This is a genomic window from Novosphingobium sp. 1529 (assembly GCF_040544855.1).
Classification (GTDB): domain Bacteria; phylum Pseudomonadota; class Alphaproteobacteria; order Sphingomonadales; family Sphingomonadaceae; genus Novosphingobium; species Novosphingobium capsulatum.
In genome coordinates, this window is the sequence record NZ_JBEPKW010000004.1 from 136,077 (window position 1) to 153,115 (window position 17,039).

Sequence of the window (17,039 nt, forward strand, 5' to 3'; positions counted from 1 at the left end):
ATCTGCCTAATGTCCGCCACCCGTGTGTTTGGCACGGCAGGTTGAAGGGTGAAGCGCCGCACATGAAGCAGATCCGCATCGTCTTGTGGCTGGCCCTGATTGCGGCCTTTGCCGCGTTCATCGCCATGAACGCGGACACCGCCCGCGTGAATTTCTGGCCATATGGCGCGGGCTATCTGCACTTCGATTGGCCGGTGGGCTTTGTCGCCCTGGTCTTTTTCCTGGCCGGTTTCGTGCCGCCGTGGGCGGCAGGCCGGCTGCGTCGCTGGCGCCTCAAGCGCCGCATCGCCACCCTGGAGTCGAGCCTGGTGAGCCAGGCCGGCGCCTTTCCTGCCACCGAAGCCGCCAGCGATGCGGCCCAGACGGATATCCACCCGTGAGCAACCCGATCTTTCTTGCCGTCGATCTTCCCCGTCTCGATGCCGCCGTGGCGCTGGGGCAAAAGGTGAAAGGCCACGTCGGTGGGTTGAAGCTGGGGCTGGAATTCTTCTGCGCGCATGGCCACCACGGCGTGCATGAAATGGCCAAGATCGGCATGCCGATCTTCCTCGATCTCAAGCTGCACGACATTCCCAACACGGTGGCAGCGGCGATGCAGTCGATCCACGTGCTGCAGCCGGCGATCGTCACCATTCACGCCTCGGGCGGGCGCGCGATGATGGAAGACGCCAAGGCGGCCGCCGGTGAAGGCTGCAAGGTGGTGGCGGTAACCGTGCTGACCAGCCTGGACGATGCCGATCTGGCGCGCGGCGGGGTCAGCGGTTCGTCGCACGACCAGGTCCTGCGCCTGGCAGACCTGGCGCAGGAAGCCGGCCTTGATGGCATCGTCTGTTCCGGGCACGAGGTGGGCGACGTGCACCGCCGCTGGAAGAACGGCTATTTCGTGGTGCCGGGCCTGCGCCCTGCCGAAGGCCGGGGTTCAGCGCTCGGTGACCAGAAGCGTGCGGTGACCCCGCGCGCCGCGCGCGATGCCGGCGCTTCGTGCCTGGTCATCGGCCGCCCGATCAGCCGCGCCGAAGACCCCCTGGCCGCCGCCCGCGCCATCGAAGCCACGCTCTGATCACATCATGCCCGGCGTTGCATCCGCGCTCACGTTCAGGCTGGCCACGCCGGCGGATCTGCCGGCGCTGCGCCGCCTGGTCGAACGCGCCTATCGCGGCGACACAGCACGCCAGGGCTGGACGCACGAGGCTGACCTGCTGGATGACGAACGCACGTCTGACGCAGAACTCGCCGCCGCCATCGCCGCGCCGGATCGCTGCGTCATCGTCGCGCAGGCTGCCGATGGCGCGCTGATCGGCACCGTTACCCTGACGGCGCTGCCGCAGGGCAACGCCTACCTCGGCATGTTGTGCGTCGATCCCGATGTGCAGGCCGGTGGCCTGGGCCGCGCGCTGCTGGCGCAATGCGATGCGATGGCCCAAAGCGAGCTGGGCGCCCGCGCAATCGAAATGACGGTGATCGATCGCCGCCCCGAACTGATCGCCTGGTACGAGCGGCGCGGCTATGTTCGCACCGGCGAAACCCGGCCTTTCCCTGGCGCCACGCCGGTCGACTTCGCCATGGTCGTACTGGAACGGATGGTTTCCTGAACGGTTACCCTGGCAACGGTTCAGCGCGCTGCAAGCTCGCTTCGGCCATTCCCCAGCCGTCACATACGGAGACCGTCCCGATGAAGCGCCTTATCCTCGCCGCCAGTCTTTCCGCCCTGCCCCTGGCCGCGCTGGTCACCCCAGCCATGGCCCAGCAGGCCGTGCAGACCGCCCCGGTCGTCAGCCCCGGCGCCACGGTGCTGACCGTGCAGGCCGAAGGCCGCAGCACCCGCGTGCCCGATCTGGCAGTCTTCACCGCCGGCGTTACCACCCAGGGCCAGACGGCGAGCGAGGCGCTGGCCGCCAACGCCCGCGCGATGAACGCCACGATGGCGGCCCTCAAGTCGAGCGGAGTGGCTGCCCGCGACATGCAGACCAGCAACCTGTCGGTCAGCCCGGTCTATGGCGAGCAGAAGCGCCTGGCCGATGGCAGCACGCAGGGTGATCCGGTGATCGTGGGCTATCGCGCCACCAACCAGGTGCAGGTCAAGCAGCGTGACCTTGCGCGCTATGGCCAGGTGATCGATACGCTGGTCAAGGCCGGCGCCAACGAAGTCAACGGCCCCAGCTTCCAGATCGACAAGCCCGAGGCGGCAATGGACGAGGCGCGCATCGATGCCGTGGCCAAGGCCCGCGCCCGCGCTGATCTCTATGCCCGCGCCGCCGGCCTCAAGGTGGTGCGCATGTTGACCATCAGCGAAACCGGTGGTTGGTCGCCGCAGCCGCCGATGCTCTATGCCCGCGCCGACAAGATGATGATGGCCGCGCCCAGCCCGGTTGCGGCCGGCGAACTGGACGTCAACGCCAACGTCACCATCACGTTCGAGCTTGCACCGCAGTAAGCAAGACGCCACATGGGCTGGCCATGCCAGCCCCAGCCATCAAGATCTGCGGAATCAACACGAGTGCCGCGCTCGACGCCACGCTTGCCGCGCGCGCCGATTATGCCGGCCTCGTGTTCTTTCCCCCTTCCCCACGCCACGTCACCATCCGCGACGCCGCGCTGCTTGGCGCGCGCAATGCCGGGCGCAGCCGCCTGGTCGGCCTGTTCGTGGATGCCGATGACGCCACCATTGGCGAGGCGATTGCCGCGGCCCACCTCGATGTGCTGCAACTCCACGGCCACGAACCCCCCGACCGCGCCGCGCAGTTGAAAGCCCAGTTTGGCCTGCCGGTGTGGAAGGCGCTGTCGGTGGCCGCGCCTGCCGATGTCGCAGCCGCTGCCCGCTATGCCGGGGCGGCTGATCTCTTGCTGTTCGATGCCAAGGCACCCAAGGGCGCGGCCATTCCCGGCGGCCTGGGCCTGGTGTTCGATTGGGCGCTGCTCAACGCCTACCGCGGTCCCACGCCATGGGGCCTGGCCGGCGGCCTGGGCCCCGACAATGTTGCCGATGCCGTGCGCCAGACCGGCGCCGAACTCGTCGACGTATCATCCGGCGTGGAAAGCGCGCCTGGCGTCAAGGACGAAAGCCGCATCCAGGCGTTCTGCCGCGCGGCCCGATCGGCCTGAACGCCAAAGTGGGCCGCAGCCCCGCAAACGACAACGGGCGACGCTTTCGCGCCGCCCGCTGCTTTTCCTGGGTCGGAAATTGTCCTGTCGAAACAGGGTCCGATCAGAACTTCAGGCCAACGCCAGCGGTCACCGCATCGCGGTTGCCCAGGCCTTCGTCGGCGATGTAGTGGCGGTATTCCACCTTGCCGTAGAACTTCTGCATGAACGACTTCTGCACGCCGGCGCCAAAGTTCCACGCGCCGCCGCAATCGGTGCAGGGCGTGGTGGCATAGCCGCCCACGGCATAAAGCTTGGTGCCGGCCAGGTTCGCACCCAGGCGGCCGCTCACGCCAACCGACACGCGCTTGGCATAGCTGTTAAGAATCTTGTCAGCCGAGACTTCGACGCCGCCGAAGGCTGCCGGGCCAAGATCGTAGTCATAGCCTGCCGCAACGCCAGCCGTGGCATCGGTGGCATCGTGATTCCAGAGCACACCGCTGTGCGCTTCGACGCGGACCTCGTTGGCCATGGCCGGGGCGGCTGCAGCCAGGGTACCGGCGAGCGCGAGAAGAACGAGACGCATAATAAACCTCCTTGCATTCAAGCCGCCGTTTGGTGCGGCGGTCGATCGGGCAAGTAGGCCGCACGCCAATCGTCAACAAGTCATAACTGTAAGATTTCTGACTCTAACATAGTACGCATGGCATTTTTGCCACAGTTTCTGTCAATTTAGAAAGGTTTATCCCTATCTGAACAAATAGACAGAAAGTATCGTTGCAGTAATGTAAAACGCAAAAAGGCGGCCCCATTACGGGACCGCCTTCACGACGTTGCAAGACGCCATCTAGCGCCCAGACATTACGCCAGGATGAACGCGCAATCGTGCAAATTGCTGAAATGCGATTGCAAAAATGCAAACTACGGAAAAATGCCTTGGCCATGCCCGGCGCCGGGCGGCCGCCACTGGCCCGCCGCCCCTTTGGCCATGAATCTGGACAACCGCCCCGCCCTCTGCCAAGCGGCTTGACCATGACTGCCCAGAACCCGAACAGCTTCCGCAACCAGCCCGACGATCGTGGCCACTTCGGCCAGTTCGGCGGTCGCTATGTCGCCGAAACGCTGATGCCGCTGATCCTCGATCTCGAAACGGAATACCGCAAGGCCAAGGCCGATGCCGCGTTCCAGGCCGAATTCGACGACCTGCTCGAACACTATGTCGGCCGGCCCAGCCCGCTCTATTTCGCGCCGCGGCTGACCGAGGAGCTGGCCAAGAATGCGCCGGCAGGCAAGGGCGCGCAGGTCTGGTTCAAGCGCGACGAGCTCAACCATACTGGCGCGCACAAGATCAACAACTGCATCGGCCAGATCCTGCTGGCGATGCGCATGGGCAAGACCCGGATCATCGCCGAAACCGGCGCGGGCCAGCATGGCGTGGCCACGGCCACCGTCTGCGCGCGCTTTGGCCTGCCCTGCGTGGTCTATATGGGCGCCACCGACGTCGCCCGCCAGGCGCCCAACGTATTCCGCATGAAGCTGCTCGGCGCCGAAGTGGTGCCGGTCACGGCTGGCGCCGGCACGCTCAAGGACGCGATGAACGAGGCGCTGCGCGACTGGGTGGCGAACGTGCATGACACGTTCTACATCATCGGCACCGCCGCCGGCCCGCATCCCTATCCCGAGCTGGTGCGCGATTTCCAAAGCGTGATCGGCAAGGAAGCCCGCGCCCAGATGCTCGCCCGCACCGGGCGCCTGCCCGACGTGCTCGTGGCCGCGATCGGTGGCGGGTCCAACGCCATCGGCCTGTTCCACCCGTTCCTCGATGATCCCGACGTCAAGATGCTGGGTGTCGAGGCGGCTGGCCATGGCCTTGACAAGGAACACGCCGCCTCGCTCGCCGGTGGCCGCCCTGGCGTTCTCCACGGCAACAAGACCTACCTGTTGCAGGACGAGGACGGCCAGATCACCGAAGGCCACTCGATCAGCGCCGGCCTGGATTACCCCGGCATCGGGCCAGAGCATGCCTGGCTCAGGGATGTCGGCCGCGTCGACTATACCTCGGTCACCGATACCGAGGCACTCGAAGGCTTCCAGCTGCTCTGCCGCACCGAAGGGATCATCCCTGCGCTCGAGCCGGCCCATGCGATTGCCGCCGTGACCAAGCTGGCGCCGACCATGGACAAGGACCAGATCATCCTCGCCAACCTGTGTGGCCGGGGCGACAAGGACATCTTCTCGGTGGCCGAGCACCTGGGGGTGAAGCTGTAAAATCAATCGGCAAGCAGGCCTCTCCACTCCCCACGCGTCACCCCGGACTTGATCCGGGGTCCAGCTGAATGCCTGGAGCCAAGGGAGAGGCCGCACGCTGGACCCCGGATCACGTCCGGGGTGACGATGAAGGCAAAAGGCAGGGCTCTTTGCATCTCGGCGCAAATCACGTAGTGCGCAGCCCGGAACCTTGAAGATCATGGAAGGTGTGTTGGAAATGATGTCCTTGCCGCTGGCGATCGCGAGCGTGACATGCGGTGGAGTTGTCGGCTGATGACCCGCCTTTCCAATGCCTTTGCCAAGGGCCATGCTGCCCTCGTGTGCTTCGTCACCGGCGGTGATCCCACGCCCGAGGCGACGCCCGCGATCCTTGACGCACTGGTGGCCGGTGGCGCCGACGTGATCGAGCTGGGCATGCCGTTCACCGATCCCATGGCCGATGGCCCGGCAATCCAGAACGCCAACCTGCGCGCGCTCGCCGCCGGCACCAAGACCGCGCATATCCTGGCCATCGCCAAGGGCTTCCGCGCGCGCCATCCCGATGTGCCGCTGGTGCTGATGGGTTATGCCAATCCGATGATCACCCGCGGCGCGGAATGGTTTGCCGATGCCTGCGCCGATGCCGGCATCGACGGCGTGATCTGCGTCGATATTCCCAGCGAGGAAGACCCCGAACTGGGCCCGGCGCTGCGCGCACACGGCATTTCGCCCATCCGCCTCGCCACCCCCACCACCGATGCCGCGCGCCTGCCCGCCGTGCTCGAAGGGTCGGGCGGGTTCCTCTATTATGTTTCGGTTGCCGGCATCACCGGCAAGCAATCGGCCGCGCTCGCCTCGATCCAAGAGGCAGTGGCGCGGATCAAGCAGACCGCCACGATCCCCGTTGCCGTGGGCTTTGGCGTGCGCACGCCCGAACAGGCCGGTGGGATTGCCGCCGTGGCCGATGGCGTCGTCGTCGGCTCGGCTCTGGTGGATCTCGTGGCCCAACACGGCGCTGATGCCGCCGGCCCGGTACGCGATCTTGTCGCGTCGCTGAGCGCGGCCGTGCATGCGGCGCGAAAGGATATCGCATGAGCTGGATCAACCGCGTTCGCAACGCGCTGCCCTTCACCCCCAAGCGCGACACGCCCGACAACCTGTGGATCAAGTGCCCCGGGTGCAGCGAAATGCTGTTCACCAAGGAATATGAGGACAACCAGTCGGTCTGCCCGCGCTGCGATCATCATGGCCGCATCGGCGCCGATGCGCGCCTGGCGCAGTTGATGGACCCGGGCTTTACCCTGCTGCCTGCGCCCAAGGTCAAGGAAGACCCGCTCAAGTTCCGCGACACCAAGAAATATGGCGATCGCATCAAGGCCGCTCGTGCTGCCAACCCGCACCCCGATGCGCTGACCAACGCGGTGGGCCGCATCGAAGGCAAGAAGGCCGTCGTCGGCGTGCAGGAATTCGCTTTCATGGGCGGATCGATGGGCATGGCCGTGGGCAATGCCTTCATCGCCGGCACCGAACGCGCGATCCGTGAAAAGTGCCCCTATATCGCCGTCACCGCAGCCGGTGGCGCGCGCATGCAGGAAGGCATCCTCAGCCTGATGCAGATGCCGCGCTCGACCGTGGCGATCAGCCGCCTGCACGCCGCCGGCCTGCCCTATATCGTGGTCTTGACCGATCCCACCACCGGCGGCGTCACCGCCAGCTATGCCATGCTTGGCGATGTCCAGATTGCCGAGCCGGGCGCGCTCATCGGTTTTGCCGGCCAGCGCGTGATCCAGGACACCATCCGCGAAAAGCTGCCCGAGGGTTTCCAGCGGGCCGAATACCTGCACGCCCATGGCATGATCGACATGGTGGTGCACCGCCACAACCTGCGCGCCACGCTGGCCGAAACCATCGATTACCTGATGGCCGCCAAGGCCGCCTGACGCGAATGCGCCCTGCCCCCGCCTGCGCGCGGGGGCCAGATGGGGGGAGGGGTTTTCGTGAAGGACTTCGCGATTTCCGAGGATCCGGCCGTGCAGGCCCAGCTCGATCGGCTGGGGGCACTGTCGCTGCCGCAGGGACGGCTGGGCCTCGACACCGTGCGCGAACTCTGCGCCCGGCTGGGCAACCCGCAGGACCGCCTGCCCCCGGTGTTCCACGTTGCGGGCACCAACGGCAAGGGCTCTACCTGCACCTATCTGCGCTACATGCTCGAAGCACAGGGCTTGCGCGTCCACACCGCCACCAAGCCGCACCTGGTGCGCTATAACGAGCGCATCCGCCTTGCCGGGCAGTTGATCGACGATGCCACGCTGGCCGCCCTGCTCAAGCAGGCGCTCGATGCGGCGCAGCCCGATCTCACGCCGAGCTTTTTCGAAGTGACCACCGCCGCGCTGTTCCTGGCCTTTGCCAGCGTGCCGGCGGACGCTTGCGTGATCGAGACCGGGCTGGGCGGCCGGCTTGACGCCACCAACATCCTGCCCACGGCCGCCGTTACCGGCCTGGCCACGCTGGGCTTGGATCACGAGGCGTTCCTGCTGTCACCCGATACCACCATCCCCGACGCCGCCGTGCACGATCCGCTGGTGCGCATCGCGTTTGAAAAGGCCAGCATCGCCAAGGCGGGCGTGCCGCTGGTCACGCTGCGCTATCCCGCCCGCGCCGCGCAGATGGTGGCGGAAACGGCCACAGCGCACGGCGCCCCCGTGCTGGCGCGCGGCACCGCGTGGGACGCCACGATCGGCCAAGACATCGCCTATCGCGATGCCATGGGCACGCTCACCCTGCCGCTGCCCGCCCTTGCCGGGCTGCACCAGGCGGAAAACGCTGCACTCGCCGTGGCGATGCTGCGCCACCAGACCGTGGTGACGATTGATGAAGCGGCCATGGCTGCGGGCATCCGTGCCGCGCGTTGGCCCGCCCGTCTGCAGCGGCTGGGCCATGGCCCGCTGACCGCGCAAGTGCCGGGACGCACAGTGTGGCTCGATGGCGGGCACAATCCCGACGCCGGGCTGGCGATCGCCCGCCACCTGGCCGCGCAGCCGCCCGTGCACGTGATCATCGGCATGCTGGCCAACAAGGACCCCGGCGCCATCCTGGCCCCGCTGGGCGGCCATGCCCTGTCGATCTCGGTCGTGCCCGCACCGGGCCACGATGCCCACCGGCCCGAGGATTTCGCCGCGCACAGCGCCTTGCCCGTGCGCAGCTTCGCCGACGTGGCGCAGGCGCTGGCCGCGCTGCCACCGGGTGGCGACGTGCTGATCGTGGGCTCGCTCTATCTCGCCGGCGATGTGCTGCGGCGGAATGGCGAAGTGCCGGATTGAGCCGTTCGGGTTAGGGATCGCACCACCCCCAACCCCCTCCTCTGAAGAGGAGGGGGCTTCATTTTTAGCGCTTTACCTCCCCCTCCTCTTCAGAGGAGGGGGTCGGGGGGTGGTGTGCGGCCAAACGCGACACGCGCACCCATTCCAGCAGCACGAACACCACCGCCAGTCCACCGGCGGCCGCAGCATAGCGGAATACCGTGGCATAGCCGTACAGGTCGAACGCCTCCCCGGCGATGCCACGCCCCAGCGAGCCGATCAGGAACGTGAGCGAGGAGAGCAGCGCATATTGCACGGCGGTGTAGCTGCGGCTGACGATCGTGGAAATATAGGCCACGAACGCTGCCCCGGCGATGCCGGTCGATATGTTTTCAAAGCCGATCGTCAGCAGCAGGCGCACCATGCGATCGTCGAACCCGAAGGCGCTCAGCAGGGCCTGCAGGCCCACTCCATGGGCCACGCGATCGATCATCGCCCCGCCTTCGGCAAGATCAGCATAGACGAAGTTGCCCAGGATGGGCAGCGCCACACCGAGCAGGATCGTGGGCATGCGCCCCACCCGCACGAACAGGAAGCCACCCAGGCCAACCCCCGCCATGCTCATGAAAATGCCGAACAGCTTGGAGGCAAAAGCCACCTCGTCCTTGGAATAATGCAGGAAATCCAGATAGAACGGAAAGGCGAAGCTGGCCCACATATTATAGCACAACGGATAGGTCAGGATCATGCCGATCACGATCAGCACGCCCCAGCGCAGCCGCCCGACCAGTTCCGACAACGGAGAAACAAGCGCCACATAAAGATGGTTGAGCGCAGTGCGCCCCGGGCCATGTGCATCATCAGGCGCCACCAGAACCGCCTGCCCGCGCACCTTGAGCGCATTGACCACTGCCGATACCAGCAAGGGTACACCGACGGTGGCGAGCACGATCCAGGGGCCAGTCTCGCGCGTGAAAGCAGCCACCGACGGATGCTTTGCACCCGGCGCCAGGGGGCGAAGCATCTGGACCATGAAGACCACGATCGTGACGATCGCCCAGGTCCAGCTTAACCCCACGACCAGCAGAGCCAGTCCTCGTGCCTTAGGCACCAACTCGCCAGGCTGGCTGAGCGCGGCATGCAGCGCACCCTGCCCTACGCGCGGCGTATCCGGCGCGCGCAGCGTTACCACGATGATCAGCGCGATCAGCCCGGCCATCAGCAGATAGACCAGCGGCCAGCTCATCCGCCCGGCCATGACCAGCGCGAGCGCGCCACCCACGATCGAGGCGATGCGGTAGGAAAACTGCCCGATCGACGTAAGCAGTTCCACGCTGGTTTGCTCGTCGGCCACATCGATACGCCAGGCATCGATCGCCACGTCCTGCGTGGCAGAGGCCAGTGCGCCCAGGAAGGCGAACAGCGCGAACGTGCCGATGGCATGAGCCGGATCGGTAGCGGCGAGGCCCATGAAACTGGCGACCAGCACGCCTTGGCACAACGCGATCCAGCTCTTGCGCCGGCCCAGGCGCTCAAGCCCCGGCAATGCCAACCGGTCCACCAGCGGCGACCATAGGAACTTGAACGAATAGGTCAGCCCGATCCACGACAGCACGCCAATCGTGGCCAGGTCGATCTTCACCTCCCCCAGCCAGGCGTTGAGTGTGCCGATCAGCAGCGCAAAGGGCAGGCCGGAAGAGAACCCGAAACCCAGCATCGTGGCAGACTTGCGCGTTTGCAGTGCCAGCTTGAACAGCTGCCAGCCCTTTGGTTTGGGTTGCGGGGCTGGCGCCGGGGCCGATGCCATCATGGTCTCCTTGGTAACAGCATGACACCCTAGGCGCGGGGAATGCCCTTCGACAAGCTCAGGGCGAACGGAATTCCCTGCTCGCCCGTTCGGGCTGAGCTAGTCGAAGCCCCATGCCCGAGCGTCAAGGCCGCCCCGCTTTGACGCAAAGCCGCCGATGGTCTATGGGCCGGCGATGACACTTCCCCCAAAAGGCAGGAGCGGCCGCCCGGGACGGCCCGCCGCTTCCAACAAGGCCGCAAGTACACGCCGTCCCGATGGCAAGCCCGCGCCGCGCGCAGACCGCGCCGCGCCCCGTGACGGCGCCAAGCCGGCCGGCAAGCCAGCCGCCCGGCCGGGCACCAAGATCGAAGGCAAGCTGAGCCCCAAGCCGGCCTCCCCCAAGCCCGCCGCGCGCCGCGACGATCGCCCCAGCGGCATGGCGCAGGCCCGCTCGCTCACCCAGCCCCGCGTCGGCGAGCGGCCCAAGGGGGACCGTCCGTTCAAGATCGCCAATCGCACCCCCGCTGGCAAACCGGCGGCGCGCCCCGCGCCCACCCCTGCCCAGCCGCGCGAAGACGGCCGCGAGGGCGAACGCATTGCCAAGCTGCTCGCGCGCGCCGGCGTTGCCTCGCGCCGCGAAGTGGAGCGCCTGATCACCGAGGGGCGCGTGCGCCTGAACGATGAACTGGTCACCACGCCCGCCACGATCCTCAAGAACCTCAAGGGCGTGAGTGTCGATGGCCGGCTGATCGCCGCCGCCGCCCCCACCCGCGTGTTCCGCTTTCACAAGCCGGCGGGCCTGATCACCGCCGAGCGCGATCCGTCCGGGCGGCCCACGATCTACAACGCGCTGCGCAACGCGCTGCCCCCCGAAACCCCGCGCGTGATGCCGGTGGGCAGGCTCGACCTCAACACCGAAGGCCTGCTGCTGCTGACCAACGATGGCGAATTGAAACGCGCGCTGGAACTGCCTGCGACCGGCATCCCGCGCACCTACCGCGCCCGCACCTTTGGCGACATCTCGCAAGACCGCCTGGAAGAGCTGATCGAGGGCATCGAGATCGAAGGCGTGCGCTATGGCCAGATCGATGCCAACATGGAGCGGCGCACCGGCCGCAACCAGTGGATCGAAATGACCCTGACCGAAGGCAAGAACCGCGAAGTGCGCCGCGTGCTCGAGCATCTGGGCCTTCAGGTCTCGCGCCTGCTGCGCATCGCCTATGGCCCGTTCGAGCTGGCCGATCTGCCGCGCGGCGGAGCCGAGGAAGTGCCGCAGGTTCTGGTCGAGCGCTTCCGCAAGACGCTCAAGACCAGCCCTGCCCCGACCAACTTCGCCCAGCCCAAATCGGAAAATTGAACGAATGCGTATCATTGCTGGGCAATGGCGCGGGCGCAAGCTGAACGCACCCGCCGGAGACACCACCCGCCCCACGTCTGACCGCACGCGCGAAACGCTGTTTTCGATGCTGGCCAGCCGGCTGGGCGATTTTGAAGGCCTGAAAGTGGCCGATCTGTTCGCCGGATCGGGCGCCCTGGGGCTGGAAGCGCTGTCACGCGGGGCGGCCCACTGCCTGTTCGTGGAACAGGATGCCGCGGCGATCCGCGCGATCCGCGCCAACCTCGCCGCCTTTCGCGTGCAGGGCCAGGCCGACGTGCGCGCTTCGTCCGTGCTCTCGCTCGGCCCGGTCAAGGAGCCGCTCGACCTGATCCTGCTCGATCCGCCCTATGGCACCGGTGCAGGCGCCGTGGCGGTGGACAAGCTGGTGCGGCTGGGCTGGATCGGCGAAGGCACCTGGGTTTCCCTTGAAACCCATGCCGACGAAGTGCCGCAGATCAAGGCCTGCGAAGTGGAAAGCGAGCGCAAGGTGGGCAAGGCCCGGCTGACGCTGCTGCGCCTGAAAGCCAAGGACTGACGGGCCGCGCTTTGCGCCCTTCGACAGGCTTAGGGCGAACGGGTCACGTTGTTGAAATCCGTTCGGGCTGAGCCTGTCGAAGCCCTTTATCGCGCCGGCTTGGGCGCGAACACCACGCCCGCCAGCGTCACCGCCCCCGCGACCGTCAGGAACAGGCCGACGCTGGCCGTGCCGCCGCGCTGGGCCAGGGCCTGAGCGGCAAAGGGCGCCAGTGCCCCGCCGATGATCCCGCCAACGTTGAACGCGATCGAGATGCCGGTGTAACGTACTGGCACGGCATAGAGCGTGGGCAGCCAGGCGCCGAGCGGGCCATAGACCAGACCCATCACGAACAGCGCCAGGGCCAGCGTGGCAAAGACCAGCGGCAGGTGGCCCGAGCCAAGGCCAACGCCGAAGACCAGACCGACCAGCGCGGTCAGCCCGGCACCCACGCGCAGCACGGCTGCCGGCCCGCGCTTGTCCGCCCACCAGCCGGCGAGCGCGATGCCCGCCGCCAGGAAGAAATTGGCTGCCAGCTGCACCGCCAGAAATTCCTGCTTGGCATAGCCCAGCTTGGTCGTGGCGAACGACAGGGCAAAGGTGGTGGCCAGGTAGAAGATGGCAAAGCAGGCGACCACGCCGGCAATCCCGGCCAGCACCGCGCCGGGATGATCGGCCATCAAGCGGCCCACCGGCACCTTGGGCGGCGGCGCGGCTTCCTGCGCGGCGCGAAACGCGGCGGTTTCGCCGATCTTGAGCCGCACCCACAGGCCCAGCAGCACGAGCACCGCGCTGGCCAGGAACGGCACGCGCCAGCCCCAGCTGGCAAAGGCGGCTTCGGGCAAGGTCATGCCCAGGATCAGGAACAGCCCGTTGGCAAAGAGGAAGCCCAGCGGCGCCCCCAATTGCGGCGCGGCACCAAAGCGTGCCTCCCATCCCTTTGGCGCGTTTTCCACCGCCAGAAGCGAAGCGCCGCCCCATTCCCCGCCCAGGCCAAAGCCCTGGCCAAAGCGCAGCAGGCACAAGAGCGCCGGCGCCACTGGCCCGGCCATGGCATAAGTAGGCAGTAACGCGATGAGCATCGTCGACCCGCCCATCAGCATGAGGCTGGCCACCAGCGTGGACTTGCGCCCGACCCGATCGCCGAAATGGCCGAACGCGATGGCCCCAACCGGCCGGGCAAAAAATGCCAAGCCAAAGGTCATGAACGAGAGCAGCACTTGCGCTTCGGGTGCCTGCGCCGGAAAGAACAATGGCCCGATGACCAGCGCAGCCGCCGTGGCGTAGATATAGAAATCATAGAATTCCACCGCCGTGCCAACCAGGCTGGCGGCAAGGATGCGGGCGTTCTGGCGAAGCGGATGGGAGGGCGCGGTCATGATCTGCGCGACGTTCCCGCCGGCCCCTTCCTTGTCAAGCGCGCAATCGATTTGGCGGCCTGACACGCGGCGCTGACGCGAAAAGGGGCGCCGGTTTCCCGGCGCCCCCTCCCCGTTGCCAAGGCAACAGATGTGCGACCCTTCAGGGCTTGTTTGGTTCAGACACCGCCACGGTTGCGGCAGCTATCCGTCACCGTGCGCGAGCACACGGGATACTTCTTGGGCGTGGCGTCAGCGTTGGACGCATACTGGCTGCTGCTGCTGGCCGTCGCTGCGCTGTCCATGCCGGTATCGCCGCTCGGGGCCGGGGCAGGCGCCGTGGCGGTGTTGGCCGCCATGCCGCCCGACATGCCACTGCTGTTCGAGTCAGCGGTGGGGGCCGGCGGGGTGCTGCCCGCTGCCGAAGCGGATGCCGAAGCCGACGCCCGGCCCTGAACCTGGGCCACAATCGACGGCCAAATCTGGGCGCGCTGGTCAGGCGTCATGGCATAGACCTGGCCGCGCTGGGTGTCATTCATCGCCCACCAGCCCTTCTGCTGGTCCGCATTCAGCGACCAGAAGTATTCCTGCTGGGCCGACGGCCATGCATCATACTTGGCCTTGAGATCGGCCGGCCAGCCGTCGTACTGGCCCTTCTGTTCCGTCGTCATCGAGAACGGACCAGCCGGGGTTGCGGCAGCCGGCGGGGTGGCTGCTGCCTGAGCATGGAGAGCAACGGGCAGCGAAGCGGTCGAGAGCGCCAGAGCGCTGATGAAAATCATCTTTCGCATGGAGATCTTCTCCTGTTCCAAAGATCCGAATTGCCCAAGTTACGCCCGATCCTGTCATTTCGTTTCCGCGCATTCGGCCAGACGTGATATTGTGTCGATCAGCCGCTCGACTTGCCCCGTGTGTGCGGCAAGCGGTGATTTTGTTGATGTATGACAGATGAATGGGCTGCTTTGGCGGAGGCATCGGGCGGTAGCGAATGGGCAAATCCGCCTTGCGCCTGCGCACCCGGTTCCCTACTTGTTCCACCGTGACGAGCTTTGCCCCCCCTTCTCCCCACTCTCCCCCCGGCCCCCTTGCAGGCAACGAGCCCGATTGGCTGTCGGGCCTGAACCCGCCGCAGCGCGAGGCGGTGTTGACCACCGATGGCCCGGTGCTGATGCTGGCGGGTGCCGGCACCGGCAAGACCGCCGCGCTGACCGCGCGCCTTGCCAATCTGCTGCGCCAGCGCCTGGCCTATCCCTCGCAGATCCTGTGCGTGACTTTTACCAACAAGGCCGCGCGCGAAATGCGCGAGCGCGTGGGGCAACTGATCGGCCCGGCGGTGGAAGGCATGCCGTGGCTCGGCACGTTCCATTCGATCGCGGCCAAGATGCTGCGCCGCCATGCCGAACTCGTCGGGCTGACCAGCTCGTTCACGATCATCGACACCGATGACCAGCTGCGCCTGCTCAAGCAGCTGATCCAGGCCGAAGGCGTGGATGACAAGCGCTGGCCGGCCAAGCAGCTCGCCGGGCTGATCGACCGCTGGAAGAACCGGGGGCTTGGCCCGGCCGATCTCGATGCCGGGGAAAACGAAGCCTATGCCAATGGCCGTGGCGCGCATTTCTACCGGCTCTATCAAGACCGGCTGCGCACCATCAACGCCTGCGATTTCGGCGATCTGCTGCTGCATATCCTGGTGATCTTCCGCCAGCATCGCGATGTGCTGGAAAGCTGGCAGGACCGCTTCCGCTATATCATGGTGGACGAATACCAGGACACCAACGCGGTGCAGTACCTGTGGCTGCGGCTCTTGGCGCAAGTGCGCAAGAACATCTGCGTGGTGGGTGATGATGACCAGTCGATCTATTCCTGGCGCGGCGCGGAAGTGGCCAATATCCTGCGCTTTGAAAAGGATTTTCCCGGCGCCAAGGTGATCCGGCTGGAGCAGAACTATCGCTCAACCCCGCATATCCTGGGCGCGGCATCGGGCCTGATTGCCGAAAACGCGCAGCGGCTGGGCAAGCAGCTGTGGACCGAGCGCGACGGCGGCGACAAGCTGCGCGTGATCGGCGTGTGGGACGCGCCCGAGGAAGCGCGCCGCGTGGGCGAGGAGATCGAGCGGCTCGAGCGCGAGGGCTGCCCGCTCGATCGCGTGGCGATCCTGGTGCGCGCGCAGTTCCAGACGCGCGAGTTCGAAGACCGCTTCATCCAGATCGGCCTCGCCTACCGCATCGTTGGCGGTTTCCGCTTTTACGAGCGCGCCGAAATCCGCGATGCGCTGGCCTATCTGCGCCTGGTGGGGCAGCCGTCAGACGATCTGGCGTTCGAGCGGATCTACAATACGCCCAAGCGCGGCCTGGGCGACAAGACGCTGGAAAAGCTGTTCCGCTTTGCCCGCGCCAACCAGGTGCCGCTGCTGCGCGCTGCCTATGACATTACCGATACCGACGAACTGCCGGCCCGCGCGCGCAACACGCTGGCCGCGCTGGTGCGTGATTTCCTGCGCTGGCGCGAGCAGGTCGCCACGCTGTCGCCGGCCGAACTGGCGCGCACGATCCTCGATGAAAGCGGCTATACCGCCGCGCTTCAGGCCGAAAAGACCGCCGAGGCCAATGGCCGGCTGGAAAACCTGTCGGAACTCGTCCGCGCCATGGAAGAGTATGAGACGCTGGGCGATTTCCTGGAGCACGTGAGCCTGGTGATGGACAACGAGGCCCAGGCCAACGAGGACAAGGTCACGATCATGACCATCCACGCCGCCAAGGGCCTGGAGTTTGACCAGGTGTTCCTGCCGGGCTGGGAAGAAGGGGTGTTCCCCTCGCAGCGCGCGCTCGACGAAGGCGGCCTTGCCAGCCTGGAGGAAGAGCGCCGCCTGGCCTATGTGGCGATTACCCGCGCCCGGCGGCGCTGCACCATCCTCAATGCCGCCAACCGCCGCATCTATGGCCAGTGGACCAGCGCCATCCCCTCGCGCTTTATCGAGGAACTGCCCGAGGACCACATCGAGCAGGAAACCACCCTGTCGGGCGGGGCATCGATGTGGCGGGCCAACTGGAGCGAGGCGAGCGATCCCTTTGCCGATGTGGCGCGCAATCACCCCGCCAAGGCCAGCACGCGCGGCCCCGGCTGGCAGCGCGCCGCGGCGCAGATGTTCGATCCCAAGCCGCGCAAGATTGCCGAAAACACGCGCAGCGCAGCCAGCTTTGCCAGCAAGCCACGCGCCGATCTCGCGGTGGGCGCGCGGGTGTTTCACGACAAATTCGGGTATGGCACCATTTCCAGCCAGGAAGGCAACAAGCTGGAAATCCAGTTCGACAGCGCCGGTGAAAAGCGCGTGCTCGACAGCTTCGTGAAACCGGCCTGACACTAGGCCACAGGG

The 17,039-nt window shown here is 66.6% G+C and carries 16 protein-coding genes; 12 read left to right on the forward strand and 4 right to left on the reverse strand.

What is annotated here, in order from left to right:
• Window positions 1-62 precede the first annotated feature (62 nt).
• The 5 genes from ABIC78_RS10925 (at window position 63) to ABIC78_RS10945 (ending at window position 3,102) form a co-directional block, all read left to right on the forward strand.
• Complete coding sequence (locus tag ABIC78_RS10925) at window positions 63-380, forward strand: LapA family protein (protein ID WP_054131950.1); 318 nt, start codon at window positions 63-65, stop codon at window positions 378-380.
• A complete protein-coding gene (gene pyrF, locus ABIC78_RS10930; protein WP_354489632.1) occupies window positions 377-1,060 on the forward strand; it encodes an orotidine-5'-phosphate decarboxylase in 684 nt (227 codons plus the stop codon). Before ABIC78_RS10925 ends, pyrF begins: the two co-directional genes overlap by 4 nt.
• Before the next feature lie 7 nt (window positions 1,061-1,067).
• Window positions 1,068-1,592, forward strand: coding sequence for a GNAT family N-acetyltransferase (locus ABIC78_RS10935; RefSeq protein WP_354489634.1), 525 nt, complete (start codon window positions 1,068-1,070; stop codon window positions 1,590-1,592).
• 80 nt (window positions 1,593-1,672) lie between these two features.
• Complete coding sequence (locus ABIC78_RS10940; protein WP_022675997.1) at window positions 1,673-2,434, forward strand: SIMPL domain-containing protein; 762 nt, start codon at window positions 1,673-1,675, stop codon at window positions 2,432-2,434.
• Between the two features lie 23 nt (window positions 2,435-2,457).
• Window positions 2,458-3,102 carry a phosphoribosylanthranilate isomerase gene (locus ABIC78_RS10945; RefSeq protein ID WP_054131947.1) on the forward strand — a complete coding sequence of 215 codons (645 nt, stop codon included), beginning with the start codon at window positions 2,458-2,460 and terminating at the stop codon, window positions 3,100-3,102.
• A gap of 103 nt (window positions 3,103-3,205) precedes the next feature.
• Here the strand turns inward: ABIC78_RS10945 and ABIC78_RS10950 are convergent, their stop codons facing one another.
• Entirely contained in the window at window positions 3,206-3,667 is a 462-nt protein-coding gene (locus tag ABIC78_RS10950; protein WP_022675999.1) for an outer membrane beta-barrel protein, read from the reverse strand.
• A 446-nt stretch (window positions 3,668-4,113) separates the two neighbouring features.
• On the opposite strand from ABIC78_RS10950, the gene trpB reads away from it, so the two are divergent.
• From trpB to ABIC78_RS10970, 4 genes are all read left to right on the forward strand, one after another.
• Window positions 4,114-5,349 carry a tryptophan synthase subunit beta gene (gene trpB, locus ABIC78_RS10955; RefSeq protein WP_062781984.1) on the forward strand — a complete coding sequence of 412 codons (1,236 nt, stop codon included), beginning with the start codon at window positions 4,114-4,116 and terminating at the stop codon, window positions 5,347-5,349.
• A gap of 273 nt (window positions 5,350-5,622) precedes the next feature.
• Window positions 5,623-6,423 (forward strand): tryptophan synthase subunit alpha, encoded by an 801-nt coding sequence (gene trpA, locus ABIC78_RS10960; protein WP_168351398.1) that lies wholly within the window; start codon window positions 5,623-5,625, stop codon window positions 6,421-6,423.
• A complete protein-coding gene (gene accD / locus ABIC78_RS10965) occupies window positions 6,420-7,268 on the forward strand; it encodes an acetyl-CoA carboxylase, carboxyltransferase subunit beta (protein WP_062781762.1) in 849 nt (282 codons plus the stop codon). The genes trpA and accD overlap by 4 nt, the downstream gene beginning before the upstream one ends.
• Before the next feature lie 57 nt (window positions 7,269-7,325).
• Window positions 7,326-8,648 (forward strand): bifunctional folylpolyglutamate synthase/dihydrofolate synthase, encoded by a 1,323-nt coding sequence (locus tag ABIC78_RS10970; protein ID WP_062781759.1) that lies wholly within the window; start codon window positions 7,326-7,328, stop codon window positions 8,646-8,648.
• Window positions 8,649-8,712: 64 nt separating this feature from the next.
• On the opposite strand, the gene ABIC78_RS10975 is transcribed toward ABIC78_RS10970, so the two are convergent.
• Entirely contained in the window at window positions 8,713-10,434 is a 1,722-nt protein-coding gene (locus tag ABIC78_RS10975; protein WP_354489638.1) for an AmpG family muropeptide MFS transporter, read from the reverse strand.
• A 175-nt stretch (window positions 10,435-10,609) separates the two neighbouring features.
• Here ABIC78_RS10975 and ABIC78_RS10980 point away from each other — a divergent pair, with 175 nt between their 5' ends.
• Together ABIC78_RS10980 and rsmD are read left to right on the forward strand one after the other, a co-directional pair.
• Window positions 10,610-11,773: a pseudouridine synthase gene (locus ABIC78_RS10980; protein ID WP_354489640.1), complete on the forward strand. Its 1,164-nt coding sequence runs from the start codon at window positions 10,610-10,612 to the stop codon at window positions 11,771-11,773.
• 4 nt (window positions 11,774-11,777) lie between these two features.
• Entirely contained in the window at window positions 11,778-12,329 is a 552-nt protein-coding gene (gene rsmD, locus ABIC78_RS10985) for a 16S rRNA (guanine(966)-N(2))-methyltransferase RsmD (protein WP_179562759.1), read from the forward strand.
• Window positions 12,330-12,415: 86 nt separating this feature from the next.
• Here rsmD and ABIC78_RS10990 read toward each other — a convergent pair whose 3' ends face one another.
• Both ABIC78_RS10990 and ABIC78_RS10995 read right to left on the reverse strand, forming a co-directional pair.
• Window positions 12,416-13,687 carry an MFS transporter gene (locus ABIC78_RS10990; protein ID WP_354489643.1) on the reverse strand — a complete coding sequence of 424 codons (1,272 nt, stop codon included), beginning with the start codon at window positions 13,685-13,687 and terminating at the stop codon, window positions 12,416-12,418.
• Window positions 13,688-13,845: 158 nt separating this feature from the next.
• Window positions 13,846-14,457: a hypothetical protein gene (locus ABIC78_RS10995; RefSeq protein WP_354489645.1), complete on the reverse strand. Its 612-nt coding sequence runs from the start codon at window positions 14,455-14,457 to the stop codon at window positions 13,846-13,848.
• A gap of 197 nt (window positions 14,458-14,654) precedes the next feature.
• Here ABIC78_RS10995 and ABIC78_RS11000 point away from each other — a divergent pair, with 197 nt between their 5' ends.
• On the forward strand, window positions 14,655-17,024 hold the full coding sequence (locus ABIC78_RS11000; protein ID WP_354489647.1) for an ATP-dependent helicase: 2,370 nt from the start codon (window positions 14,655-14,657) through the stop codon (window positions 17,022-17,024).
• Window positions 17,025-17,039: the final 15 nt, after the last annotated feature.

Bases quoted from the DNA above. Each gene is read 5' to 3' on its own strand.
- ABIC78_RS10925 (WP_054131950.1), top strand. From the start codon at position 63: ATGAAGCAGATCCGCATCGTCTTGTGGCTGGCCCTGATTGCGGCCTTT.
- ABIC78_RS10935 (WP_354489634.1), top strand. From the start codon at position 1,068: ATGCCCGGCGTTGCATCCGCGCTCACGTTCAGGCTGGCCACGCCGGCG.
- ABIC78_RS10940 (WP_022675997.1), top strand. From the start codon at position 1,673: ATGAAGCGCCTTATCCTCGCCGCCAGTCTTTCCGCCCTGCCCCTGGCC.
- ABIC78_RS10945 (WP_054131947.1), top strand. From the start codon at position 2,458: ATGCCAGCCCCAGCCATCAAGATCTGCGGAATCAACACGAGTGCCGCG.
- ABIC78_RS10950 (WP_022675999.1), bottom strand. From the start codon at position 3,667: ATGCGTCTCGTTCTTCTCGCGCTCGCCGGTACCCTGGCTGCAGCCGCC.
- trpB (WP_062781984.1), top strand. From the start codon at position 4,114: ATGACTGCCCAGAACCCGAACAGCTTCCGCAACCAGCCCGACGATCGT.
- trpA (WP_168351398.1), top strand. From the start codon at position 5,623: ATGACCCGCCTTTCCAATGCCTTTGCCAAGGGCCATGCTGCCCTCGTG.
- accD (WP_062781762.1), top strand. From the start codon at position 6,420: ATGAGCTGGATCAACCGCGTTCGCAACGCGCTGCCCTTCACCCCCAAG.
- ABIC78_RS10975 (WP_354489638.1), bottom strand. From the start codon at position 10,434: ATGGCATCGGCCCCGGCGCCAGCCCCGCAACCCAAACCAAAGGGCTGG.
- ABIC78_RS10980 (WP_354489640.1), top strand. From the start codon at position 10,610: ATGACACTTCCCCCAAAAGGCAGGAGCGGCCGCCCGGGACGGCCCGCC.
- rsmD (WP_179562759.1), top strand. From the start codon at position 11,778: ATGCGTATCATTGCTGGGCAATGGCGCGGGCGCAAGCTGAACGCACCC.
- ABIC78_RS10990 (WP_354489643.1), bottom strand. From the start codon at position 13,687: ATGACCGCGCCCTCCCATCCGCTTCGCCAGAACGCCCGCATCCTTGCC.
- ABIC78_RS10995 (WP_354489645.1), bottom strand. From the start codon at position 14,457: ATGCGAAAGATGATTTTCATCAGCGCTCTGGCGCTCTCGACCGCTTCG.
- ABIC78_RS11000 (WP_354489647.1), top strand. From the start codon at position 14,655: ATGGGCAAATCCGCCTTGCGCCTGCGCACCCGGTTCCCTACTTGTTCC.